21 protein-coding genes are annotated in these 24,709 nt (G+C 54.0%); 10 read left to right on the top strand and 11 right to left on the bottom strand.

Annotated features, from left to right (window positions below; all coding sequences use genetic code 11):
* Positions 1-8 precede the first annotated feature (8 nt).
* From rlmB to P1X16_RS18065, 5 genes are all read right to left on the bottom strand, one after another.
* A complete protein-coding gene (rlmB, locus tag P1X16_RS18045; protein ID WP_346771256.1) occupies positions 9-1,016 on the bottom strand; it encodes a 23S rRNA (guanosine(2251)-2'-O)-methyltransferase RlmB in 1,008 nt (335 codons plus the stop codon).
* A complete protein-coding gene (locus P1X16_RS18050; RefSeq protein WP_277231747.1) occupies positions 980-2,188 on the bottom strand; it encodes a GWxTD domain-containing protein in 1,209 nt (402 codons plus the stop codon). Before P1X16_RS18050 ends, rlmB begins: the two co-directional genes overlap by 37 nt.
* 124 nt (positions 2,189-2,312) lie before the next feature.
* Positions 2,313-5,312 (bottom strand): DUF2723 domain-containing protein, encoded by a 3,000-nt coding sequence (locus P1X16_RS18055; RefSeq protein WP_277231749.1) that lies wholly within the window; start codon positions 5,310-5,312, stop codon positions 2,313-2,315.
* Between the two features lie 216 nt (positions 5,313-5,528).
* Positions 5,529-6,185 (bottom strand): T9SS type A sorting domain-containing protein, encoded by a 657-nt coding sequence (locus tag P1X16_RS18060; RefSeq protein ID WP_277231751.1) that lies wholly within the window; start codon positions 6,183-6,185, stop codon positions 5,529-5,531.
* Between the two features lie 318 nt (positions 6,186-6,503).
* Positions 6,504-7,268 (bottom strand): biotin--[acetyl-CoA-carboxylase] ligase, encoded by a 765-nt coding sequence (locus tag P1X16_RS18065; RefSeq protein ID WP_277231753.1) that lies wholly within the window; start codon positions 7,266-7,268, stop codon positions 6,504-6,506.
* A gap of 42 nt (positions 7,269-7,310) precedes the next feature.
* Between P1X16_RS18065 and rsfS the strand changes: the two genes are divergently transcribed.
* Together rsfS and ftsH are read left to right on the top strand one after the other, a co-directional pair.
* Entirely contained in the window at positions 7,311-7,700 is a 390-nt protein-coding gene (gene rsfS / locus P1X16_RS18070; RefSeq protein WP_277231756.1) for a ribosome silencing factor, read from the top strand.
* A 92-nt stretch (positions 7,701-7,792) separates the two neighbouring features.
* A complete protein-coding gene (gene ftsH / locus P1X16_RS18075) occupies positions 7,793-9,916 on the top strand; it encodes an ATP-dependent zinc metalloprotease FtsH (RefSeq protein ID WP_277231758.1) in 2,124 nt (707 codons plus the stop codon).
* A 297-nt stretch (positions 9,917-10,213) separates the two neighbouring features.
* Here the strand turns inward: ftsH and P1X16_RS18080 are convergent, their stop codons facing one another.
* Entirely contained in the window at positions 10,214-11,479 is a 1,266-nt protein-coding gene (locus P1X16_RS18080) for a tol-pal system protein YbgF (RefSeq protein ID WP_277231760.1), read from the bottom strand.
* Between the two features lie 505 nt (positions 11,480-11,984).
* On the opposite strand from P1X16_RS18080, the gene P1X16_RS18085 reads away from it, so the two are divergent.
* The 6 genes from P1X16_RS18085 (at position 11,985) to P1X16_RS18110 (ending at position 18,303) form a co-directional block, all read left to right on the top strand.
* The gene (locus P1X16_RS18085) at positions 11,985-12,644 is read left to right on the top strand and encodes an LUD domain-containing protein (protein WP_277231761.1); all 660 of its coding nucleotides are present in this window, start codon (positions 11,985-11,987) and stop codon (positions 12,642-12,644) included.
* Positions 12,616-13,407: a UDP-2,3-diacylglucosamine diphosphatase gene (locus P1X16_RS18090; protein ID WP_277231762.1), complete on the top strand. Its 792-nt coding sequence runs from the start codon at positions 12,616-12,618 to the stop codon at positions 13,405-13,407. The genes P1X16_RS18085 and P1X16_RS18090 overlap by 29 nt, the downstream gene beginning before the upstream one ends.
* Before the next feature lie 79 nt (positions 13,408-13,486).
* Positions 13,487-14,329 (top strand): hypothetical protein, encoded by an 843-nt coding sequence (locus P1X16_RS18095; protein WP_277231764.1) that lies wholly within the window; start codon positions 13,487-13,489, stop codon positions 14,327-14,329.
* 383 nt (positions 14,330-14,712) lie between these two features.
* Complete coding sequence (locus P1X16_RS18100) at positions 14,713-15,876, top strand: zinc-dependent alcohol dehydrogenase (protein ID WP_277231765.1); 1,164 nt, start codon at positions 14,713-14,715, stop codon at positions 15,874-15,876.
* A 377-nt stretch (positions 15,877-16,253) separates the two neighbouring features.
* A complete protein-coding gene (gene ricT, locus P1X16_RS18105; protein ID WP_277231766.1) occupies positions 16,254-17,801 on the top strand; it encodes a regulatory iron-sulfur-containing complex subunit RicT in 1,548 nt (515 codons plus the stop codon).
* 16 nt (positions 17,802-17,817) lie between these two features.
* A complete protein-coding gene (locus tag P1X16_RS18110; protein WP_277231768.1) occupies positions 17,818-18,303 on the top strand; it encodes a gliding motility lipoprotein GldH in 486 nt (161 codons plus the stop codon).
* Between the two features lie 218 nt (positions 18,304-18,521).
* Here the strand turns inward: P1X16_RS18110 and P1X16_RS18115 are convergent, their stop codons facing one another.
* Positions 18,522-18,719 (bottom strand): cold shock domain-containing protein, encoded by a 198-nt coding sequence (locus P1X16_RS18115; RefSeq protein ID WP_245119486.1) that lies wholly within the window; start codon positions 18,717-18,719, stop codon positions 18,522-18,524.
* A 189-nt stretch (positions 18,720-18,908) separates the two neighbouring features.
* Here P1X16_RS18115 and P1X16_RS18120 point away from each other — a divergent pair, with 189 nt between their 5' ends.
* Entirely contained in the window at positions 18,909-19,757 is an 849-nt protein-coding gene (locus tag P1X16_RS18120; RefSeq protein ID WP_277231771.1) for a hypothetical protein, read from the top strand.
* 84 nt (positions 19,758-19,841) lie between these two features.
* Here P1X16_RS18120 and P1X16_RS18125 read toward each other — a convergent pair whose 3' ends face one another.
* From P1X16_RS18125 to P1X16_RS18135, 3 genes are all read right to left on the bottom strand, one after another.
* Complete coding sequence (locus P1X16_RS18125; RefSeq protein WP_277231772.1) at positions 19,842-20,738, bottom strand: hypothetical protein; 897 nt, start codon at positions 20,736-20,738, stop codon at positions 19,842-19,844.
* 150 nt (positions 20,739-20,888) lie between these two features.
* Positions 20,889-21,881 (bottom strand): helix-hairpin-helix domain-containing protein, encoded by a 993-nt coding sequence (locus P1X16_RS18130; RefSeq protein WP_277231774.1) that lies wholly within the window; start codon positions 21,879-21,881, stop codon positions 20,889-20,891.
* A gap of 83 nt (positions 21,882-21,964) precedes the next feature.
* The gene (locus tag P1X16_RS18135; protein ID WP_277231776.1) at positions 21,965-22,933 is read right to left on the bottom strand and encodes a hypothetical protein; all 969 of its coding nucleotides are present in this window, start codon (positions 22,931-22,933) and stop codon (positions 21,965-21,967) included.
* A gap of 124 nt (positions 22,934-23,057) precedes the next feature.
* On the opposite strand from P1X16_RS18135, the gene P1X16_RS18140 reads away from it, so the two are divergent.
* Positions 23,058-23,642 carry a DinB family protein gene (locus P1X16_RS18140; RefSeq protein ID WP_277231778.1) on the top strand — a complete coding sequence of 195 codons (585 nt, stop codon included), beginning with the start codon at positions 23,058-23,060 and terminating at the stop codon, positions 23,640-23,642.
* Positions 23,643-23,718: 76 nt separating this feature from the next.
* On the opposite strand, the gene P1X16_RS18145 is transcribed toward P1X16_RS18140, so the two are convergent.
* Positions 23,719-24,447, bottom strand: a complete 729-nt coding sequence (locus P1X16_RS18145; protein ID WP_277231780.1) for a porin family protein — start codon at positions 24,445-24,447, stop codon at positions 23,719-23,721.
* Positions 24,448-24,709 lie beyond the last annotated feature (262 nt).

Consider the following 24,709-nt stretch of genomic DNA (forward strand, 5'->3'; position numbering starts at 1 on the left):
AAAGACAGCTAGCTTTTTATTAACCGCTGCCGCAGCACCTCAAATAGCATGATGCCGCTGGCAACCGAAACGTTGAGCGAGCCAATCTGGCCGGTCATAGGAATGCGCAGACGGTGGTCGGAGAGGCGGAGGTACTCGGGGGAAATACCGTCTTCTTCGGAACCCATAAGTACGGCTACGGGCCCGGTGAGGTCCACAGTGCCGGCTTCTAGGCTGGCATCGGCTTTCTCGGTACACGCTACAATCTGAACACCCGATTCCCGTAGGAACGTGATAGTATCTTTCAAGTTAGCTTCGCGACACACGGGCACGAGGTTCAAGGCACCCGCGGACGTTTTCACAGCGTCGCCATTGATTTGGGCCGCGCCCCGGGCGGGTACTACAATGGCGTTTACGCCCATACACTCGGCGTTGCGGGCAATGGCGCCGAAGTTGCGCACGTCCGTCACCCGATCCAGAATCAGCAGGAACGGCACTTTACCTTCCTCATACAGCCCGGCCAGAATGCTGTCGAGCGGCATGTAGTCGATGGGGGACACGAAGGCAACTGCGCCTTGGTGGTTTTTGCGAGTCAGGCCATCGAGCTTTTCCACCGGCACCGACGACACCGGAATACCCTGCTGCCGGGCCAGGTCGTTGATTTCCTGTGTAAGGCTGTTCTTAGTACCCCGCAACAGAAAGATTTTTTCCAGCGTCCGGCCAGCACTCAGGGCTTCCATGATAGGGCGCAAGCCAAACAGCATGTCGATGCTGCGGTCGGCAGCAGCGGGTCGATTGGTATAGCGCGGTTTTTCTTTATCGAAGGAACGGCCTTCGCTGTTGCGTGGGCCTTCTGGGCGGCTGTCGTTGCCGACTGGCCGGCTTTCGGGGCGACGATAGCCACTTGGGGCTTCGTCATTGGATCCGGGGCGGCCTGTATCCCGTCGCGGGGTACGGGGCACCGGACGGTTTTCCGAATCGTAGTAAGTGCGGCGCTCCTTTAGCGGCCGAGGGCGGTCGTCGTTGCTTTTCTCCATTGCTCCACGGCGGCATACCAAAGTCGTTCGTACTCAGGCTGGCGCACCAATTCATAGTGTTCGGGCGCAAAGGTACTGGGTTTCCACCGGAACGTATAAGTAGAAGATGCCCCATTGTCGATGCCATGGTATACCCAGCGTTCCTCCTGGGCCGTACGGTACACGGCATCGGGTGGGCCCAGTGCTATGTACAGCATGCCTCGGTCGGTCATCCAGCCCGCTTTGTGTGCGACAAACAATTGGTTAGCCGCCTTGGCCCGGCCGTAATACGTTCGGATGGCCTGCCGAGCTATGGCTTGTTGTCCGGCGGCAGCATTCAACCAGAACTGATCCACGGCCCGCTTGGGATTGGGTGCGTCGTAGAGCTTCTTGCGCTCCACTGAGGTGGTCAGATAAACTAAGGGTTGAATTAGCTCATCGGCCGTGGTGAGGTCTGGATAATCTTCATCGGTAACCAAGACACCCATCAGCCCTTTCTCGCCAGCTAGTCGCACGGTGTAGAGTCCTGCCTCTGACAGCATCACAGGCAAACCCGCCGCAAACGCTAGCGAATCGCTGACGGAGAGCGTAGGGGGAGCCGACGACTGGCGGGCCGGGTTGGCATGGGGTGGCAATGAAGGCACAAAAGGAGCTGCGTAACGGCGCACCAACACCGGTAAGTCCTGACCATAACGGTCCACATAAAACACCTCACCGGCTCGCACCGAGCGGCGCATCAGGGGCGTGCCTAAGGTATCGGTGAGCAGATAAGGCCGCGAAAGCAAGGGGGTAGTCAGAGGTAACCAAGCGGCGTCGCCGGTGGCAGCTTCGGCGGCAGGGGCGCAGGCCATACTGAGCACTGTGCCGCTCGTCAATCGGGAAATAGGCAAGCAGAAGTCCACGCGGGCCGCTGCTCCATCAAGGCGAATGCGCCGGGCAAAGTGGCGAACTGTATCGGTCCAGAGCGGGCGGCGCGCGTCATACGTCGGCCAAGCCGAGATGCGCAGCGGTTGGCCCTGACGAACGGCATTGCCATTGGGGAAACGCAGATAAATCCGCAAACTGTCGCCCTCCCGGCGCGTGTCAAGCTGCACGCGCCGGTCGATGCGGTACTGGTCGGAGAATTCTCGCTTTTGGGCATTGGCAGGCAAAAACTCCACCAGTAAAAGCAACAACAGCAAATAAGCTCTCATGAAAAACGGCATAAAGGCTGTAACGCGAAGTTCCACTCCGTGAACGTAAAACGACAACCCAACAATGGATCCGTTGAACGCTCACGAAGTGGAACTTCGCGTTACCGCTGGTTACTATTTACTGCTACTGCCGCGGATAATACTGATTTAGTAACTCCAGTGCCTTGCTGGCGCGGCCTTTGTCGCCAATTTCTTCGGCGGCGCGGTACACGCTTTGCACGCTCAGCAAATAGGTTTGATTTTCCATATCGAACAGCGCCGGGTTGTGCGTCTGGTAGAAGGGGAGGGCTACCTGCGCACGGCTGATCATCTTATCCATGATGTCGTTGGCACGGCTTTGTTCGCCCACTGCTACCAGCGCTGGTACAAACTGCGGCGCATAATAGTCGTACGGAATGCTGGCATCGGGCATAGCGGCAAAGCACTTGTCAAGCACTTCTTTGGCTTTCGCCTTATTGCCTTCAGCTAGATACGCGTTGGCCAGGCGTGCGAACTTGTCGCGGTAGTTGGCTGGAAAGCGCAAGTTGTTTTCGTCGTAGAACACGCCTGGGTCATTGAGGCCGCGGTAGGCGAACTTTTTCATTAAGCTCTCATACATCAAATCCTTTGCTACATAGCCTTCGTCGCCACGGGGCTGGTAGTTGGGGTCCTTGATCGGCAGCACTCGGTAGGCCATGCCCTCTAGCTGGAAGTAGGGCTGCATGTTCATGAAGTCGCCGCCTGCTACGGTGCTGGAGAAATAGATGGGCCGCTTCCAGTTGTTGGAGGCCAGCATGTCTAGAATAACCAGGTTCTTCTTCTCAATGGCGCCTTTGCCCATGTTCCATTCCATGCGCGTCACAAGCTGCTTGCGGCGGTCTTTTGGCACAATGCCCAATTGCTCTACCGCCGTTGTGTCCACGTCGAGGTAGAAGTTGGGGCTCGGGAACGACATCATGGATGGGCCGCTCTCGTCGTACGACACTTTTAGCAAGTCGCTGTTCTCGCGCACAAGCCCAATGAATTCCTTCAGGTTGATTTGCTTTACGGCCGGATTCTCGGCGTAGGGCAGGTAGTCGTTGGTGCCTTGCTTGTAGCGGTCGGCAGGCATGGAAATAGGCAGCGGCTGCGACTTGTACGAGCGGTTTTTCATCTGCTGGATATACCAGTCGGTGTTCAGGTAGCTCAGCACGGCCACGCGCACATCGGTGCGTACGCCTTCTACTTCCTGTGCGTACCAGAGCGGGAACGTGTCGTTGTCGCCGTTGGTGAACAGGATAGCATTCGGCTGCAGCGAATTCAACAGGTTTTTCGCAGAATCCACGGAGTTATAGCGGCCCGACCGGTCGTGGTCGTTCCAGCCTTGGCCCAATAGCAGAGCCGGCGCTAATAGGCCTATCACAGTGGCAACCACAGCCCGGCCCGAGTCAGCTTTCAGCACCGAACGCAACAACTCGGCTAAGCCTAGCACGCTCAACCCTATCCAGATGGCATAGGCGTACGTGGCCCCGGTGAAGGTGTAATCCCGTTCGCGCGGCTCAATGGGCGGCTGGTTGAGGTAAACCACAATGGCCAAACCCGTAAACACGAACAGCAGCCCCACAATTAAGGCATTGCGCGAATCACGGCGCGACTGGTAGAACAAGCCGATCAAACCCAGAATGAGCGGAATAGCAAAGAAGTTGTTGCGAGCTTTGCTGTCAGCCATACGCTCTGGCACCCCACTATTGCTGGCCTGCCAAGGCCACAACCCGCCAGACTGCTGGATGTCGCTTTCCCGGCCCACGTAGTTCCAGAGGAAATAGCGCCAGAACTGGTGGCCCATTTGGTAGCGGAACAAGAACGAAAGGTTTTGACCCATGGTAGGCTTCACGCCTTCCTGAATGTCCACCCATTTCTGATAGTTGTAGATGTGCTCGGGCTGCGGGCTGTAGATGCGGGGCAGCAGCATTTTGTCGGCATCATCATACACCACAACTTGCCGCTTTTCGGCTACTACATATTTGTTGCCTTCCCGCACATAACGCGGAGCTCCTTCATCGTAGCGGATGGGGCGGGCGTTGAATTGCGGACCGTAGAGCAGCGGCCGGTCGCCGTATTGCTCACGCTTGAGGTAGCTCACAAAGCTGAGCACATCCTCGGGGTTGTTTTCGTTGATGGTAGGGTGGTAGCTGCTCCGAATTGGAACGATGAGGTAGCTGGAATAACCAATCAGAATGAACACCAAGCTCAACATAGCCGTGTTGAGCAGACGGTTGCGCTTCTGAACAGAATAGCGGAAGCCTAACACCAACAAGCCAACAAACAGCAACAGGAAAATAACAATGCCCGAGTTGAAGGGCAGCCCCACACTGTTTACGAAGAATACCTCGAACCCGCCCGCCAACGAAGGCAGACCGGGAATAATGCCTACCATCACCAAACCGACCAGCACGAGGCTTAATACCAACGTGATGATGCCTCCCATGGTAGTAGGGTTTTGGGTACGGCGATAGTAGTAGATGAAAGCCAGTGCCGGTACGGCCAGCAAGTTCAGCAAGTGGACCCCAATAGAGAGGCCAATTACGTAGGCAATCAAAATCAGCCACTTATCAGAGTCTGATTCGTGGGCACGGTTTTCCCACTTCAACATAATCCAAACGACAGCCGCCGTAAACAACGACGACATAGCGTACACCTCGCCTTCAACCGCATTGAACCAGAACGAATCAGAAAAGGCAAAAGATAAGGCTCCTACCACGCCCGAACCCAGAATCAGGAGGGTTTGGCCGAAGGTAGGTTCAGGTGCACCGGGTACCGAGTGACCTACTGCTCCTGAATGGTGCAGTACCAACTTCTTGGCCAAGATGGTGATAGTCCAGAACAAGAAAAGTACTGTGAACGAGCTACTCAACCCCGATAGCGCATTGATCAGCACCGACACCTTGGTTACGTCGCCGAAAGAAAGCAGCGAAAACAACCGGCCAAGCAGCAGAAACAGCGGGGCTCCAGGAGGGTGAGGAACCAGTAGCTTGTAAGAGCAGGCAATAAACTCGCCGCAGTCCCAGAATGAAGCCGTGGGCTCCAAGGTGATGAAGTAAACAACGGTAGCAATGGCAAACACCAGCCAACCGACCAAGTTATTCAGGCTTTTGTATGAGCGCATACGGTAATTAGTAGATGGGGCAGGCCCCGGCCGTCGTCGCCTGACGCGGGCTTTTAAGCAAGAGTGGAAAGTTGTAGAACGCCAAAAGTAGACAATAAATCCCGCCGTGCAGTGCTCTGTTTACTAGCTAAAACTGCACTTGCTAGGTAACGCCCACAAAAAAAGCGGCCAACATCTGTGGCCGCTTCCTTGAAAGGACAAGTATGAACAAGCAGGTTAGTTCTGCAATACAAACCTCTTGGTAGATACGACTTTGTCGTTTAGAACAAGGCTGTAGAAATACATACCCGCTGGTAAATCCGACAAGTTGAGTGGCATTCCCGTGTTAGAAGCTTCTGAGCGCAAGGCAAACGAACGAATTTCGCGGCCCAACACATTAGACAAACGCAGCTTGTATTCAGGCCCTACTTTCTGATTCAGCGTTACAACCACCAATCCTTTGCTCGGATTAGGGTACACGCTCAGCGCAACTCCTGCCGCCTTGGCATTAAGCGAAGCTTGCGGGGTATTAGTAACCGTAATACTGCCGACCATTCCTTCCCATGGACCACCAGGAGTAGCTTGAAATGAATGAGGCTGGCAGTGATAAGTGATGGTGCCCAATGTATTGAAGGGACCACGCGTGGCAGGTGTGTTTGCGCTTACATTGAAAGCTGCAAAAGATGTTCCATCGTCAGCCACGCTCGGGTGGGTGCCCGAAGCCCATTCCCAACGAACCTCATCACCAGGACGGATGGTAATGTTCTTTGGCGAAAAGTTATTTGGATTGCCTCCAACTGTGGTGCCCACCATCACAACAACCGTGGCTGCATAAGTTGAAAACGAAGCCAGCATAAGGCTCATCAATCCAACTAAGCGAGTAGAAATTTTCATGTGGTAATGCTTTGTTGAAAATCTGTCGGTGTGTCAGGTTTTCAAATATAGGTCTTTTTATTTATTTAGTGCAAACCCTATTGCATTGAAAGCAAAAGCACTTTTGTTGCTTAAAACAAGCACCATGCCTAACTCTACAATAGTATGTTTACCGTTGTACAGATGACGCTTAGAGCGAAAAGGTTGCGTTCGGTTTAAAGCAATTATTTTACAAGCTCTATACTTTACTCGTTTAGCAACAGGTAAAGGTTGCTTATAGCTAAGCATATTCATAAAAAGATATACATTTCGCTTCTTTGTATCGACCAATGGCCGATATTATAAGATGTAGCGAATCTGTTTTAAGTCGAAGTGGCGAATCTGGCCGCTAACCGACAACGCAAGGCGCCCAGCCTCATCAACGTCCACAATTTCGCCGGTGATTTGCTGGCCATCTACCTCATACACATGCGGTTGCTGGTAACGGTAAAGCACTTGTCGGTAGTCGTGCCGGATAGCGGCGAGGCGGCCAGCGCGCAGCTGCAAATAGCGTCGCTCCAAGTGTTCAAGCAACCGGCTGGCCAGCGGCGCCAGTTCATAGGCACGACCCGTCAGCGCACTAAATGAGGTGGCAGTAGGCACCTGAAATTCGCGCTGATTGATATTCATTCCAATTCCTACGATACTATGCTGAATCATTGTGCCGCTAAGCGTGTTTTCAATCAGGATGCCTCCTAGCTTGCGGTTACCAAAAAAAATATCGTTTGGCCACTTCACCCGAAGCGCGGGGTCGGGGCCAAGTAAAGTTGCCGCCCAGTCATGTACAGCCAGCGCTACTGCTTGGCTAAGCAAAAACTGGTCGGGAGCGGGCAAGAAGGTAGGGCGCCACACCACCGACAGCGTTAGGTTTTCGCCGGGGGCCGCTTCCCAGCGGTTGCCACGTTGGCCCCGACCGGCAGTCTGTTTGTCGGTTATTACCACGCAGCCGTCGGTGGCGCGGTTTCTGTGAATAAGATCCTGTGCTTCCGTATTTGTGGAGGCACATTCGGGCAACGAAACCACTTGTTGACCCGTGAATAACGTTTGGGGGGAAAGAGCCTCCACGTGTTTTTCGTACTTTGTGAAGATCAAACCTAATAATACCCCATGAAAAGTACCCTGGTTCGGCAGGATTCGGACAAGTTGGCAGAGGTAGTAGTACGTGGTATGCAGGAGAAAAAGGGCCTGGATATCGTCGTGATGAATCTCAAAGAGTTAAAAAATGCTGTGGCAGATTATTTCATTGTCTGCTCGGCTTCATCAGATACCCAAATCGACGCCATTGCGCGTTCGGTGGAGGAAGAAGTAGAAAAACTTACGGGCCAAAACCCCTGGCAGACCGAGGGCCGAATGAACCGCGAATGGGTGCTGCTCGACTATGTGGACGTAGTAGTTCACGTGTTCCTGCGCGACCGGCGACAGTTCTACGCCCTGGAAGAGTTGTGGGGGGATGCAGAAATCCGCTATATAGAAGAGGAAACTGTATCCGCTCGATAAAGTAAAATGTCGTTGTTTTCGTCTAGCAACGGGAACAAACGCAGTAGCGGAGTGTTCCGCTTTTGAATTTTTGCCTTAGCTAATTCATATACATGTCAGATAACACGCCCAAAAAGAAAAAGCCCATGTTGCCTAGTCCGGCTCCCAAACCCGGTATGCAACTCTGGCTACTCGCTGGGCTGGTTTTGTTTCTGTGTGCATGGCTGTTCTTCAACCAGAGCGGCAACACAGTTGAAATAAACCAGCAGAAATTCGAGCAGATGTACACCGCCGGCGACGTGCGAGATGTACGGCTGCTCACCGACCGTTCGGTGGTAGAAGTTTCGTTGAAAAACGAAGCGCTCCGCACCGACAAGTACAAGCCGTTGCTGAGCCGCCGCGGTCCTCTCACCTTCGAGGCCAGCCCACAGTTCAGCTTCCGCGTAGTTGATGGGAAAACCTTCAAAGAAGATTTCGAGAAGCTACAGGCTAACGTGCCCCTTGACCAGCGTATCGGCATTACGTTCGACACGCGCACCGGCTATGGCGACCTTGTAACTACTTGGGGCTTCACTATCCTGCTCTTTGTAGGCTTCTGGTTCCTGATGCGCCGCATGAGCGGTGGTGCCGGAGCTGGTGGGCAGATTTTCAACATCGGCAAGAGCCGTGCTGCTTTGTTTGAAGGCGGCGACAAAGTGAAAATCACCTTTAAAGACGTAGCAGGTCTGGAGGAAGCGAAAGAGGAAGTACAGGAAATCGTAGAGTTTCTCAAGAACCCTTCGAAATTCACTATCCTCGGTGGTAAGATTCCGAAAGGAGCCTTGCTGGTAGGCCCTCCCGGTACTGGTAAAACGTTGCTGGCTAAAGCTGTAGCCGGCGAAGCAGATGTGCCATTCTTCTCTCTTTCGGGTTCCGACTTCGTAGAGATGTTCGTGGGGGTAGGTGCTGCTCGGGTTCGTGACTTGTTCAAGCAAGCGAAGTCCAAGGCTCCTTGTATCATCTTCATTGACGAGATTGACGCCGTAGGTCGTAGCCGTTCGCGCGGCAACATGCCCGGTGGCAACGATGAGCGTGAAAACACGCTGAACTCGCTGCTTGTGGAAATGGACGGCTTCGGCACCGACTCAGGCGTTATCATCCTGGCTGCTACCAACCGTCCGGATACACTCGACTCTGCCTTGTTGCGTCCCGGTCGTTTCGACCGTCAGATCAGCATCGATAAGCCAGACATCAATGGCCGTACCGAGATTTTCCAGGTGCACTTGAAGCCGTTGACGCTAGCCCCCGATGTAGAAGCACGCCGTTTGGCTGCGCAAACTCCTGGCTTTGCTGGTGCTGAAATTGCCAACGTCTGCAACGAGGCCGCCCTCATTGCTGCCCGCCGCGACAAGAAGATGATTACGATGCAAGACTTCACCGACGCGGTTGACCGTGTTATTGGAGGCTTGGAGAAGAAGAACAAGATCATTAGCCCCGATGAGAAGCGCATTGTAGCTTACCACGAAGCTGGTCACGCCATTGCCGGCTGGTTCTTAGAGCATGCCGATCCATTGGTGAAAGTAAGCATTGTGCCCCGTGGGGTAGCTGCTTTGGGTTATGCGCAATACTTGCCCCGCGAGCAGTTCCTCTACAACACCGAGCAGCTCACCGACGAAATGTGCATGACGCTTGGCGGTCGTGCTGCCGAAGAAATTGTGTTCGGTAAGATATCGACCGGTGCATTGTCTGACTTGGAGCGCATCACCAAAATGGCTTACTCCATCGTGACGATGTATGGCATGAACGCCAAGTTGGGCAACGTTTCGTACTACGATTCGAAAGGGCAGAACGAGTATGGCTTCTCGAAGCCTTATTCAGAATCTACTTCGCAGATGATAGACGAAGAAGTGCGCAACATCATCGAAAACGCCTACGTCCGCACCAAGGAACTGCTGACTGAGCGTCGGCACGAGTTGGAAGTAATAGCGAAAGAGCTCCTTGATAAGGAAGTGCTGCTACAAGACGACTTGGAGCGCTTGGTTGGTAAGCGTCCTCATGGCGTACAAACTAATTACCAAGCACACATGGCTGGTACCGACCGTAGCGAAACGCTTAGCGAGCGGAAACAGGAGCATCCTGGTGTTCCTCTTAGCGACGACTTGCCGGATCTGAACCTACCAGGTGTAGACGCTGACTTGCCTAACGGTAATGCTAGCTCGTCTGCCGGCTCCGGTGGTAGTGTAGTAACTCCAATGTAAGGTTTCGCCTTAGCAAGACAAAAGAGCCAGTCCGTAAGGGCTGGCTCTTTTGCTTTATCACCATCCAGACTTAAGCTACAAACCTATTGTTGTCATGTGTTTCCATTGAATGCTATCCTTGCAGATAGCTATTCTTAACCTGAAGCTATATGTAGCAGTATTCCTAATCTGCAAATGCGGTTGATTTGGGATTATAGATGAATAAGCTGGTCAGATAACAGCACCTAAATTAGTGGTGCCACCTGGCCAGCTTCACTGCTTGTAGTGATGGTGCTTTATACTAGTGTGTAAACAGCTCTATTGGCTGGACTTTACATCAAGGGACGATAAGCGCGCCTTAGCATTAGTCTTTTTGCCTTTGTAGTCCGAGGAGTAGGCCGGGCCTTGCGGACTAGCATTGGCCTTCATCAATTTGCGGGTTTTGAGATAGTCTTTGGCTTCGTAATAGATATCTGATTTACGCTCTGCCTTTTCTAGTACAACCTGGTAGTAGCGTCGAGCAGCCCCCACGTTATTCTCTTCATCGGCAATCTTGGCTAAGTTGTAGTTGGCATGTACATAATAGCCAACGCCAGTTTGGCCCGTAGCTTCCGAAAAAACCACACATCGCTGAAAGTAGTCCTTGGCCTTTGCGGCGTTCTTATACTTGTTCTGATTCAGCCACCCTAAGTAATAGGTAGCGTATCGACCACTAAATCCTTCGTAGCCAGGCATGCCTCGGTTCAGCTTATCCAGGATGTCCAAGCTAACTTGTTCACACTTGCGGTGCTCGCCGTTGTTGAAGCAGAGCATAGCGTAGTAGCGTTCAAAGTAACCATTGTCGGGGTAGGTAGCGGCTAGTTGCCGAGCTACTTGTAAGGCTCCAGCAGAATTGTTTTCCTGCTCGCTGCCTAAGATTTTCATCAAGAAAAACTTGGCTTCAGGGCCAGTGTACATTCCATTGGCGGCCACATTCTTGATTTGTTGCAGCCCCAGCTGCCGGTTGCCCTTAGGAAACAGCAGTAAGATAGGGCGCAACCACGGGTGCTCGTCGGAAATCCAGGCAGCGTAGTAATTAAATAGCCCCTGCCCAAGCAGAAACTCGGGGCTCAAACCGTTGGCTTCTTTGCTCTTATCGAGATAGTCGAGGGCGCGTTTGCTGCTGACGGTTGCCTTGCGCAGATCGTGACGCTCGGCGTGCAGGCGGGCATCAAACCCATAGGCAGCAGCAAGAAAAAAGCAGGCTTCGTAATTTTTGTTGTCGATATCGTACAGCCGCTCCCCCTTGGTAATGGCTGTGTCCATGTAAGCAAAAAACGTCTTGTCGTAGATAGTATTAGTGACGTTGCTCGGCATGATTTTCCACCATGTGCTCAGGCCCATCAAGAAGTAGGGCATGGGATGTTGTGGATAGCGCCGACGCAGAGACCGAAACTGCTTTTCGGCCTGATCGTGCTTGGAATTGTAGAGATTATGAACAGCCCCATCCAGCTCTATCTGGATGTCCTGGTTGAGTAGAAGCCAACTTTTGGTATCGACAATGGAGGGCGCTACATCTACGTTTTCCAGAGTGATGTTGCGCATACCATTCACCAACGTTGTATCTGGTGACTGCGCAAAACTATCGAAGGCTATTATAAAGAAAACGAGTGACAGCCAAGCTGCTCTGCCAGCTAAGTGAAAGTTATAAGTTGTAGATATTAGCTGTATAAATTTGTATTCTTTTTTCATGGTAATTCCTTTCAAGCGTAAAATTAAGCTATTAATGCCAATTAAACACGGTTTGATAAGTAATGTAATATAGGATATAATATAGTGAGAGAAAAACAAATACTGCTGTATTATATCAAGTTGTGCTAATGTTATATTCGATTATGTTTTAAGACTATTTCCATAAGATGACCTGATTATGTAGGCCTAGTGAAATGCTTCAGCTAAGAATACTTCCGAGCAATCGAAAGGACTGTACCGCAGTGGTGCCAGTCCGGGTCAGTGCTGCTCCATCAAGGAGTAATCTTCTCACTGAATAGAGTGAGGGTTTTGCCGTGTAGTAGGCGGCTTCTACCTTAGAGCTTATTACCTTTGAGCTATGCCTGAATCCTCCCGCGATATTATTCTGCGCCGTATCCGCGAATCCCTCCAGCAGCCTACTCCCTCTAAGCCTGCTCCCGACTTCACGGCTCCCTTACACCCCCGAGCGCCCGGCGACCTAGCCGTTGCTTTTGCCGAAAGCTTTGTGCGCGTGGGCGGGCAACTGTATTTCTGCGAATCAGAGGAGCATTTCTACGATCAGCTTTTCACTTACAAAAAGGAAAAAGAGCTTGAGCACCTGTATGTGTGGGAGCCAGAGTTGAAAAAGATGCTGCACGCTGGTGGCCTCGTTTTCAACCAGGATGAAGGCAACTTTGTGGCGCACGCTGACGCGGGGCTAACTACCTGCGAAGCGTTGATAGCCCGTACGGGCAGCGTGCTGGTCTCGGCAGCTACGAGCAGTGGGCGTCGCCTCAGTATCTATCCCGATCAGCACTTGGTGGTGGCGCGTACTTCCCAAGTGGTGGCCGATATCAGCGACGCACTGCGTAACCTGCAGCAGAAATACGGCCCCGAGCATCTGCCTTCCATGATTTCGCTTACTACGGGCCCCAGCCGCACGGCTGATATTGAAAAGACTCTTGTGCTCGGTGCCCACGGCCCGCGCAGCCTTGCTCTGTTTTTACTGGATGACGAAGCCGCCACCTCGCCTGCCTGATTTGACGTTGCCCCCTGGCCAGCGCGTATATTTTGCTTCCGATTTCCACCTTGGAGTGCCCGACGCCGCCAGTTCGCTGGCGCGAGAGCGACGCATTGTGCGCTGGCTAGATTCTGTCGCGCCCGATGCCGCTGCCATCTACTTGCTCGGCGACATTTTCGACTTCTGGTTTGAGTACCGGCATGCCATTCCGCGTGGTTTCATTCGCCTACAAGGCAAACTCGCCGAGCTTACAGATGCTGGGGTGCCAATTACGTTTTTCACCGGCAACCACGACATGTGGATGTTCGACTACTTCACCGTAGAGCTAGGCATTCCTATTCTTCGTCATCCAGTTAGCCAACAAATCGGGGGACGAGAGTTTCATATTGGGCACGGCGACGGACTTGGGCCGAAGGACCATACCTATAAAGTACTGAAGCGTATTTTCGCTTCGCCGATTGCGCAATGGCTATTTGCGCGGTTGCATCCCAACTTTGGTATTGGCTTGGCGAACGGCTGGAGCCGTCGTAGCCGAATTCAGAACACCAAGGAAGACGAAAAATACTACGGTGACGAGGAATGGCTACTCATTTACTGCCGTGAACTAGAAAAGCTCTTCCACCACGACTATTACGTATTTGGGCACCGCCATCTGCCAATAGACGTAACAGTAGCGCCAGGTAGCCGGTACATGAACCTCGGCGAATGGGTCAATTATTGCTCGTATGGCGTGTATGATGGTACCGACCTGGTTCTGGAGCATTTCGAGAGTAAGCAGTAGGCTGCGGGGGCAGAAGAGACTGTGCGTAATCTTGCTGCTTACCGCTTTAAGCGTTTTACCAACTCTTGCTCAAACTACTGTGCCCAATCCGGCATCGGTGGCGCCTCCGAGCCAACAGCCCGCGCCTGTCCAAGCGCCTTCCTCGGTAGTAAAGTCCACGGAAGCAGCTCCGGCTAGCTCAGTCTGGACGCTGGTGCGTAGCATTGCTTTGCCACGACCCGGTGCGGCTTCCTTGGATCGGCGCGGTACGTTGTATGTGGCCGACGCCCAAAATAACGTCCATCAATACGGTCCTGATGGGCAGGCTCTGAACACGTACTCGCCGCCGCAGCCCGGCCACGTGGCCCAGATTGAAGCCTGGAATACCACAAAAATTTTGGTGTTCTACGACGACCGGCAGGAACTGCTAATGCTCGACCGGTTTGCTGCTCCCATAAGCCAGCTTAACCTGTTGGATTTGCTGGAAGGCACTGCCCGCGCCACCACGCTAGCTCCCGACGACCGTATATGGCTGCTAAATGAGTCGGATTTGACGTTGCGCCAGTTCGACCCTGCGCAGCCGCGCAATACCCGCAATACACCCCTAGATTTGCTTATTGGCCGCTCCCGCCCCGATTTTCGCTTCCTGCGCGAGTACCAGAACAACCTGTATTTGGTTGACCGGGTGAACGGGATTTATGTGTTTGACAACCTCGGAAACTACCGCAAAAAGCTGCCGTTCCTTAACCTTACTACTGTCGGTTTTCGGGGCGACGAATTGTACTTCCTGGCCGATGGAACCGTACAGCTTTTCCACCTCTATAACCTCACACAACGCGCCGTACCCTTACCGGTACCAGCCACCGACGTGCGGCAAGTGCTGCTAGGGGAGAGCTACGCCTACGTTTTTACGCTAGCGGGCATCCAAGTCTATAAACTCTAAAAGCTTGGCACTTAAGCCTGCTGAAGCATAACCGTGGTGCCTTCTTGTGTGGTACACGGCCACGCTAGATAGGGCGTCGCAGTTTTCCACATCAACAAGCTGAGCGTGAATGATGTACTCGCTGTACGCTGTTGGTGTGAGGAGTACCTACTAGATTCTGGCATTTCTAGTGCTGATATTCAAGCACCTAGCAATGCGCGCGCCGTGCATCGTGTTGATAACTAACTGGTTGTGTAATTGCTGGTTGGGTGATGTCACTGCTTTGCAGGTTGTAGTTGGGAAAAGGAAGGAGCTGAGAAGTAACTCCGCCGTAAGCGCAACCGTTAGCCTTGTGCCGGCTTCGGCCGTTCTGCCCTCCTCCACATCCAAAACCTGACCTAGCTATGAAAGCACTCGTGTATCATGGGATGAAAGACGTCCGCGTCGACACCGTAGATGATCCTAAAATTGAAAACGCCCGCGACGCTATTATTCGCGTCACGAGCACGGCTATCTGCGGCTCCGACCTGCACATTTACAACGGCAGCATCCCGCAGCCTCGTCCTATGGTGCTAGGGCACGAGTTTATGGGCATAGTAGAGGAAGTAGGCAAAGGAGTTGGTAACAAGCTTAAGGTCGGTGACCGGGTAGTGGTACCGTTTCCTATTGCGTGCGGCACCTGCTATTTCTGTAACCACGAGTTGCCGGGGCACTGCGAAAACTCTAACCCCGACCATTACGGCCCTGAAGGCGGCCTGATGACTGAAAAAGGGGGCGCCCTTTTCGGGTACACCGATATTTACGGAGGCTACAATGGCGGCCAAGCCGAGTTTGTGCGCGTACCCTACGCCGACTTTGGCCCGCGTGTCATCCCAGATTCTCTGACCGATGAGCAGGCACTGTTCCTGACGGATATTTTCCCCACGGGCTATTCTGGCATTGATTGGGCCGACGTGAAAGGTGGCGAGTTCGTTGCAATTTTTGGGTCGGGGCCGGTGGGTATTATGGCTGCCAAGTCGGCGTGGCTGCGCGGGGCGGCCCGCGTAGTGCTTGTTGATACGCAGCAATACCGCCTCGATAAAGCCAAGCGCGTTACCAACTCGGAAATCATTCTGTGGGAAAACGCCAAGGATGTAATACAGCAAATCCGGGATATGAGTGAAGGCCGGGGCGCCGACGTGTGCGTGGAATGCGTAGGCTTCGAGCCCGACCGTAACCTGCTCGACCGAGCCAAAGCCGTTGTCAACCTCGAAAAAGGCTCACCGAAAGTACTGGAGGCCTGCATGAGCGCTGTGCGCCGCGGTGGTGTCGTGACGGTGTTAGGCGTGTATAGCTCGCCCTACGACAATTTTCCCATCCATCAGTTCTTCGACAAAGGCATCACGATTCGTGGTGGCCAAGCCCCCGCGCAAAAGCACATCGACAAGCTCTTGCAGTATGTGATAGAAGGCAAAGTGGTGCTCGACGACATCATCTCGCACCGGTTGCCACTGTCAGAGGCTGCTCACGGCTACGACATCTTCCGCAACAAGAAAGACAACTGCCTGAAAGTAGTGTTGACGCCCTAAACCCGTTTCACCTTCTCTATGGATACAAAAGCCTGCATCTAGCAGGCTTTTTTGCGTTTAGCTAGAAGCAGTTGTTCGCGACTATTGGGCGAGTTTACCGTTCTATCTAATGCGTTAGTTGAGCCCGTAAACTGATGCGTTAAGCTCTAGTAGCCGTTATTTCAGCAAGAAATTAGAGTTAAACTGGGCACCATGAACCCCGGTTTTGAATTATGTATCTTTGTAGAAACTGAATTTTCGCGGCGCTCGACGCTGCTTCACTATATAGATCTTTCGCAGTGGCTTGTACTTCCTGTTCTACTGGCGGTGGCTGCTCTACTACTACCTCGGGCTGTGGCTCGAAAGGCAGCTGTAGCAGCGGCTGTACCCGCCTCAATGTGTTCGACTGGCTCCAGGACCTGGACACCCCTAGCGACTTCAAAGGCTTTGATATCGTCGAAATCCGCTTCAAGGGCGGACGCAAGGACTTTTACCGCAATACCCATCACTTACCACTAGTCACCGGCGACGCAGTGGTGGTGGAAGCCGGTGGCAATGGCTGGCATTTGGGCCACGTTTCGCTCAAGGGCGAGCTAGTGCGCTTGCAAATGAAGAAAAAGAAGGTTCCCCTCGACTCCAAGGACATCCATACGATTCTGCGGGTGGCTACCGAGCAAGACATAGAGCGCTGGAATGCCGTGCGCGACCTGGAAACGGGCACTATGTTCCGGGCCCGTACCGTGGTCGATGAACTGCGCCTGCGCATGAAGCTTTCCGATGTGGAATACCAGGCCGACCGCACCCGCGCCACGTTCTTCTATTCAGCTGAGGACCGGGTGGACTTTCGCGACCTTATCAAGCGCCTCGCCGACGAGTTTCGGGTGCGGGTGGAGATGCGCCAAATTTCGTTGCGCCACGAGGCCGGCCGCTTGGGCGGTATTGGGGTGTGCGGCCGCGAGCTTTGCTGCTCTACTTGGCTGACCGATTTCAAAAGCGTGAGCACCACTGCGGCCCGCTACCAAAACCTCAGCCTGAACCCGGCCAAGCTTTCCGGCCAATGTGGCCGCCTCAAGTGCTGCCTTAACTACGAGCTCGATACCTACCTCGATGCACTAAAGGATATTCCGCAAGTGCAGCGCCCGCTGCAAACCGAGAAGGGTGACTACGTGCTGCAAAAGACCGACATTTTCAAAAAGAAGATGTGGTTTGCCGTGCGGGGCGACAACAACTGGGTGGTACTGCCCACCGAACGGGTGCGCGAGGTACTGGAAATGAATAAGCGCGGCGAGAAAGTGGAAACGCTGCTGGTACCCGTGCGCGAAGAAGAGAAAGCGCCCGAAGTAACGGCCATTGTCGAAGGCTCGTTGGAGCGCCTCGACGACAAAATCAAATCGAGCAAGCGCAGCAAGCGGGGCAAAAAGAAAAACAAAACCGAGGATGCCACAGTAGCCTCAGTTGCTCCCCGTGAGGGAGGCAACCGCCCAACGAGCACTGCTCGCCCGGCAGCACCCGCTGCCCCTGCGCCCGCTGCGGTGGTAGCACCCGAGCCCCCCGCGGCTGGCGAAGAACCTCGCCGTCCGCGGGGGGCTGCTGCCCGGCCCCTAAACCGGCGCAACAACCGCAACCGCTCCAACAACTCCGCCGACGGAACCCGTGGCGAAGGTCAGCCGCGTACTGCCGAAGGCAAACGGACCTCACCAGTTGAGGGCAACAAACCTGCCAGTAACACCGAGCCTCGCCCACCGCGCCAAGGTGGGGAACGGCGCGGTAACCGGGGAACTGCTGCGCCCGGAGCAGGGGAGGGTGGTGCCAACCGCGCAAGCGGCGCCGAAGGCAACGCCAGTCGTCCGCCACGTGAAGGAGGCCGTTCGGGCCGCCGGGGCGGTGGGCGCCGACCTGAAGGAGGTGCCCCCGGTTCGCCTTCTGCCTCTCCTGCTGCTTCCTAAGTTGCCTTTACTACCTATGCGTACGTTTCGTTTGTTGCCGGCCCTCGGGCTGTTTTTGAGTGTGCTGTTGACTGCCTGCGACCCGAACCAGGTGTATGAGAAGAACATCGATTTCGATAACTACACTTGGTCGGTGAAGCAGAAGCCAGCTTTCACCTTCGATATTGCGGATACCACTCAGCGTTACGATGTGTATTTCAACATCCGAAACGCGTCGTCCTATGGGTACTACAATCTGTATGTGAAGCACACCCTCACCGATCCAGCCAACAAGCAAGTGTCGCAGTTGCTGCACCAGATGCTACTGATGGACCCGCAAACCGGTGAGCCCCGCGGCAAAGGCACCGGCGACATCTACGACCATCAGTTTCTGGCGCTGCCCAACCAGAAGTTTCAGCGGTCAGGCACTTACAAGATTGTGCTGGAGCAGTACATGCGCCAAAACCAACTGCCCGGCCTGATGGCGGTGGGCGTACGAGTAGCTAAAACCACTACTAAATAGTCTTTGTCATTCCGGCGCAGGATGAATCTGAGTAAATCTGTTGAGTAAAGTATTCAGATTCCTTCTGGGGCGGAATGACAAAGACCTATCTTAATAGCCACTAAGCAGCCGACTCACATAGGCCGTTCAACGGGCAGTTTCTTGCTGGTTTTCCTAAAAAACAAAGACGCCCTGGTTTGGAAACCGGGGCGTCTTTCATAGTGGGAAGCCTACAGTAGCTATACTGCGATACGCTCTACTTTAACCGCGTTCAGGCCTTTTTTGCCTTCGATAACCTCAAACGAAACCCGGTCATTCTCGCGAATTTCGTGAATTAAGCCCGTCTGGTGCACAAAAATATCCTGGCTGTTTTCATCCTGAATAATGAAGCCGAACCCCTTGGCTTCATTGAAAAACTTCACTTTCCCGGTTTTCATAAGGGTAATAAGGTTGATTTGGTAGTGGAAAGGGTAAAAAGATGTGGGTAAATCTAAGGGGTATTTTGGAACTCACCCAACGCAAGTGCTCCAATTCCAACCCCAGCAACAGCAGAAGCGTAGCAGTAACTACCCGACCTTACTGCCCCTGTAGCGGCAATTGTCGGTTCACCTCCTGCACTTTTGCTTATGGAACCCCAAGCCAATCCGAATCCTGACCACGCCACTCCAGCTGTTAATTCCACGCCCGCAGCACACACGTTCGACCCCCACGAGGTGCCGGGTAGCGAGGCTACCAACAGCATCACCGAGGCCTACGACGACGAAGACCGTACCGAAAACCAGCAGGCCAGCCCCGGCCGCGGTGAGTTCGGACCCCACGGCCATGGCCACACCCAAGGTGGCTACGGCAACCAGTACCGTGCCGACGAAGTGTACGGCGGCGCGCTAAACCCTGCCCCGGCTACCCGCGGCAGCTACGACGGGGGCAAGCCCGAAAACAACACCGGCTCCGAAGCCAGCACCCCCACCAACCGCAGTTCTAGCTCGTTCGGGACCCAGCCTGGCACTCCTCCCAACGGCTCCACTGTCTCGCCCGACTACGCCAACGACAACGACGCCCCACAGCACACTGGCGGTGGCTACAGCGAAGACTATGGTCGTTCGTCTTTGGTAGGAAGTGCGGCAGCGGGCAATGGCGGCGCAAACTTAACCGGCGAGCGTAACCAAGAAGAAGACTACCTCCCGGCCGACTCCAAAGAAACTGCCGCCGCTCCAGGTGGCTTCCAGGCCAAGCCGGCGCCCGTGCCCAACCAACCGGCCGTAGCAGGCGCCAACGAGCACACCAAAAACGATGAAGCCCGCGACGCGGACGAGTCGCGGACGGGTTATGTGCGCACGGATGGCCACCAAAGCGAGCAAGGTAACACCAGCACGGGCATTGGCAGCCGCGGCGGCTCGTACAACGACCCTACTGGCCCCAAGACGGATGCGCCCGGCCAGTCAAGTCCCCAAAACACCGATCCTAAGGCAGAGTAGCTAAGCGCAACATCTGCTCTTTCAGCATCCGGCACGCGTTAGTAGCAAGAGGAATCCAAGTGAAGCTATCCTGATCCGGTAGCCTTATTTGGATTCCTTTTTCGTTGTCGGAAGGGCAGTCTTTTTGGTGGCTTGATATATGCGGCCTTTCTCGTTGCTGAAAACAAAGGTGTTGTTGTCGAGGAAGGCAAGGGCTTCGGTTTGGCCGGAGCTAGGAATGGGCAAGCAGCTTTTGGGACCATCGAAGAGACGGCGGCCGGGTTGGCGGTCCAGCAAGTAGATGTGGCCGTAGCCGAGCAGTGCCACCGTGCGGCTGTCGGGGCTGAGGGCAGCGGCCGTTATCCAGGTGTTGATTTTGATGCTGTCGAGCAGAGTGGCTACGTGGTAGCCGGGGCGGGCGGGCAGCGCGTACATCTTCACCCAGTTGCCTTTGCCCCGGTTCTTGGTGAATAAGTAAAGACTGTCTTGGCGGTAGAAAAAAGCCTCGCAATCGAAGTTGCGCTCCGCTTTACGAGGTGGAAAGGTGCGCTGGTCGGGGTAACGGAAGCGGATGGTATCAATCTGGCGCAAACCCTTGCCACTCAACCGGTAGATGGCGAGGTTACGGCGCTTGTTCTGGTTGTTGCCGAAGTCGCCGATGTAGATGCGGCCTTCGTCGTCGCGCGTTAGGTCTTCCCAATCAATGTTGACAAGGGGGCTCAAATCGAGGGTTTGCAGCAAGTCGCCTTGGGGCGTGACTTTGTATAGGGCCGCAGTTGTGCCACCGTCGCCGTGCGTCCACAAGTCGCCGTATTCATCAGCTACCGCGAAGCCTGAGCTTTCCACCAGTATGGTCTTCGACATTTTGCCTATCTGCCGCACCACATAATCTTGCCGTACCCGAGAGAAGTCGCCACGTCCTTCGTCTTGTGCGCACCCGCAGATAACGGATTGCAGAAATACCAAGACCGGGAATAGCTTATCGCGCAGCAAAAAGAACATTTTTGGGTGGTAAAGTGAAAAAGCAAGGCGGCCGTAAACGCTGGTGTATACGAAGCCATCCGCTAAGTGGCACACTTTAGTTTCCAGCTTCCCCAATTGGAGCTTCCACAAAGGCTCCACTGTGCTTGCAAGTAGACCAAGAAACCCTGCTTACTTAATTACCACATAGGGTTGAAGCTTGGCAAATGCGGCTTCATCAAGAATGCGGATTTGGCGCAGGTCGGCGGGCTGGTGGAAGGGGCCGTGCTGCTGCCGGTAGGCCACTACCACCCGTGCCAAGCGCTTGCCCATATAAGGATGCGCCTGAAGTACTTCGAACGGGGCGTTGTTTACATCGAGCGAGCTAGGCACAAAGCCAGGGCGCACAAAGGTGTACTTGCGCAAGCTGTCCACCAGGTCGGGCGCATCGCGCAAGCTGTAGATTTCCGCTAGCTGCCCTTCGTCCCGGAAACCTCCTAGCCGCTGCCGATACTCCACCACCCGGGCCGAAAGACCGCGCCCAATTCCTCGGATTTGCATGAGCTGCGTGGTATCGGCGGAGTTGAGGTCAAACGGTTGCAAGTTGCGCGGCTTGCGGGCAAACTTGCTGGTAGACGGAGCCGCAGCACCCATAGCACTTGTGGCGGAAGTAGGATACCGGCTAGCATAGGCACGTGCTTCGCGGGGCGGTAGCTGTTCGGGCAACTGCATGTAAGGAGCTAGGCGAGCGTAGGTGGTATCGGAGAGGCCATAGGCTTTGCGGATTTGCTCTTTGGCCCGGAAGCCACCTACTACGTCGCGGTACTTCACAAGCCGATCGGCCAACCACTGCGGCAAGCCCCGCGCTTGCCAATCTGTGCTCGTAAAGCTATTGGGGTTGAAAGGGGCAAGCGGAACTTGAGGCACCCGCACCCGCGTCGGGTAGGTTCGTTGGGGGTAGCGGCTGGCATAAGTCGGCTTAACTTCCCGTTGCGCAGTTAGTTCAGCTGCCAGGGCGTCTAGCTGTTGCTGGTCGGCAGTAGGATCGTAGGTGGTTAAGCGAGGACGCAGTAGTGGCGGTAGCAGCAAGCAGGCTAGCAACAAGCCTAGCAACAGCACAAAGCCTGATGTTTCGCGGCGTGAAAACCCGAAATAACGACGAATCCAACGTCTAGGGTTTATCATACTAGAGATTCAATAAGTAAACTAGATAAGGGGTAGCAATCAGCTAGTTAGAAGTAGATCTGGTAATAAAGTTAACGGCGTTCTTACTTTCTGATTTTCACGTCTACCTCATACCGGTAGCGGGGTGGGCCACCTAAAGGAATGGCGAAGAAGGGCAAGGCCACATCATATTGGTCCGTGACATAAAAAACTAGGTCGTTGCCCTCTTTGGTGAGCGACGTGAGGCGCATGTCCAGCGAAAGACCGTGTTCTTTGTCGCTGATGGGGTGCACGCTCCGGGCCCACACGTTGTCTTGGCTGACTTCGGCTGGGTGCCCGTTTTTGGCCACGCTGAATATCTTGATGCTCACGTCGCCATCCAGGTCGAAATTACTTTGGCGGATGCTCACTACCCGGTCGTTGACGAAGGGGTAGAGGTGGGTAATGGCGCGCCGCTGCGGTACCAAGCGAAACGCGTACTCGTAGGTGAAAGCGTTGCCGCCTTCCACGGCTATGTTCTGCGTGGGGCTAGTGCTCAAGAAGTACCGATACAGGTTGCCATCGTCGCCGGACTTGCCCTGCACAATGATCTTGAATACGTAGCCGTCAAACTCGGGGACTAGCTCGCCTTCCAGTGGGTTGAGCGGGCCGAACGTGTACCACTTGTTGTCGTAGTTTTTGTCGACCCCAAACTTCACTTGCTTCAGCAGGGTACCCGACCGAAAAGTGCCTTTAGGCTCGGTGGCGCGGGCATCGGGTCCAGAATGGGCGCCAGTGCCTCCGTACAAGCTGAACTCGGTAGTGGTGTTCCAGTTGAAGCGCATTTCGTCGAGCTGGCCTCCACACTCGGGGTCGAAAACGCGGATGTAGACAGGTTGCCGGTTCTGCTTCGGCACCAGAAAAAAGAAGGTCTGAGTAAAGTCGTCGTCGCCCCAGCTTTTATCGGCTTGCGCGCCGAAGGTAACGAGGGAGGCAATGTTTTCGCCAGGGTTCGGCACGGCCTGCGCCAGTGCTAGGCCGCTTCGGAGCAGCAGAAGGAGCAGGCTGAAAGTGAAAATTTGAAAAGCGCGCATGATGGCAAGATACCGGGATTTTAAGAGGATTCCGTTCTGGCCCGCTACTAGCATTGCCGATGCCGATTGTGGCCCGTATCATTACATACTGGTTTGCTGCCCCTTTCCATTTGCTTACGCTCGTATGAGTCAGACACCTATTCGTACCGTTGACTTCTTCGATATTCTAATTGCCGACCTTGCTCGGCTGCGCGACATAGCGCAGCGACGGTTTCGCCCCCTCACCGAAGAGCAGCTTAATCGTCGGCCGGGCCCAGGCAAATGGAGCGTTGGGCAATGCCTGGAGCATCTCAACATTGTGGGCGGCCACTATTTGCCTACCATTACGCACAAGATACACCAAGCGCAGGAACGCGGCAGCAAGCCCGCCGAAACCGTGAAGCACGGCTTTATCGGTCGCAAAATGACCGAGGCCATGCGCACGCCCCCAAGCCAAAAAGCCATGAAAGCGCCCCAGCAATACGCCCCGACTGGTGCGCGCCTGCCCCGCACGGTAGTAGAAGTGTTTAGTCGGCAACTCGATGAGCTGGAGGTTCTTTTAAAACAAGCTCGCCGCGTCAACGCCAACGCCATCCGGATTCCCAATCCCATCATTCCGCTTTTGTACCCGCGCCTGCCCGACGTGGCCGAAATGCTGGTCGAGCACTTGAAGCGCCACGTAGCCCAGGCCGAGCGGGTGCTGGACGGAAAGCCAGGAAACTTGAAGTAAGGTACATTGCTGAAAGCAGGGCTTTACCCCATCAGGAAGTGAGGCCCTGCTTTAAGCTTTAAGGCATGCTCTTGTCCTATTTGTGTGTACCGAAAAAGTAAACCAACGACAATTGAACGGTGCGGTCCTTTCCCGTTACCGTGTCACCGTAATACGAAGGCAGCATATTCGAGAGGCCGTATACGTACCCTACTTGAGCTTGTAAGGCCCCAACTCTATAGCCGATGCCGCCATTCAGGCCTACGTTGATGGTGCGATAGTATATGCTGTTCTCCTTGCGGCCGTCGCCGAAACGCACATCGTATGTTTCGCTTGTGGAATAATCAGTTACAGCTCCACTCTGCATAGTTACTATTGATCGACCATCTCGCTTGTCCTTTCCGCTCAAACCGACACCTACATAAGGCCCAGCGAAAATCTGAAAGCCCTGCTCGTCGCCGAAAGTATACACTAGGTTTACTGGAACCTCGAGGTAGTTTAGTGCTGCGTCACTCTTGTTTAAAAAGGTAGTCGTGACTCCATTTAGCGTCGCGGTTCCAGCTTGGGTTAGTTGAAATCCTTTTTGCGAAAATAGCACAGACGGCTGCACGGCTAGCTTGCCAAACTGCGCATTCAGCGTGAGTCCGGCTTGTGCTCCTACTTTGGCTTTTGTATCCGTGTCAACAACAAACGAAGAATTTGTAGTAATGCGTGCGTTGGCCAGATTGGCACCCACGCGCGCACCAATTGTGATTTGCGCTTGCGCTGCATTGGCTGCAAATAGCAGGGTAGAGGCCAATAAGCCTCTGGTAATAAAGTGATTCATATAAGTTAGGTAGAATGAGGAAGCGAAAATTATTGTCCATCAACGGGATAATAGCCAAAAGTATACTTCATAAAGCTTCCGATAAAAGTCACGTTGACGAATTCCACGTGTTGTTGCAACAATCACTCCTTGATGTGGCTAAAAGAATTTCTCAAAGCATAGAGCGCTATAGCAGGCTGGCAGGATAAGTATCAGAGCAAAATATTGCTGCCGAGGTTGGCAGACCATGCAGGTCCCTACTTTTCAAGGTGATTAGCATTTG

The sequence above is a fragment of the Hymenobacter sp. YC55 genome (genome assembly GCF_029433095.1).
Classification (GTDB): domain Bacteria; phylum Bacteroidota; class Bacteroidia; order Cytophagales; family Hymenobacteraceae; genus Hymenobacter.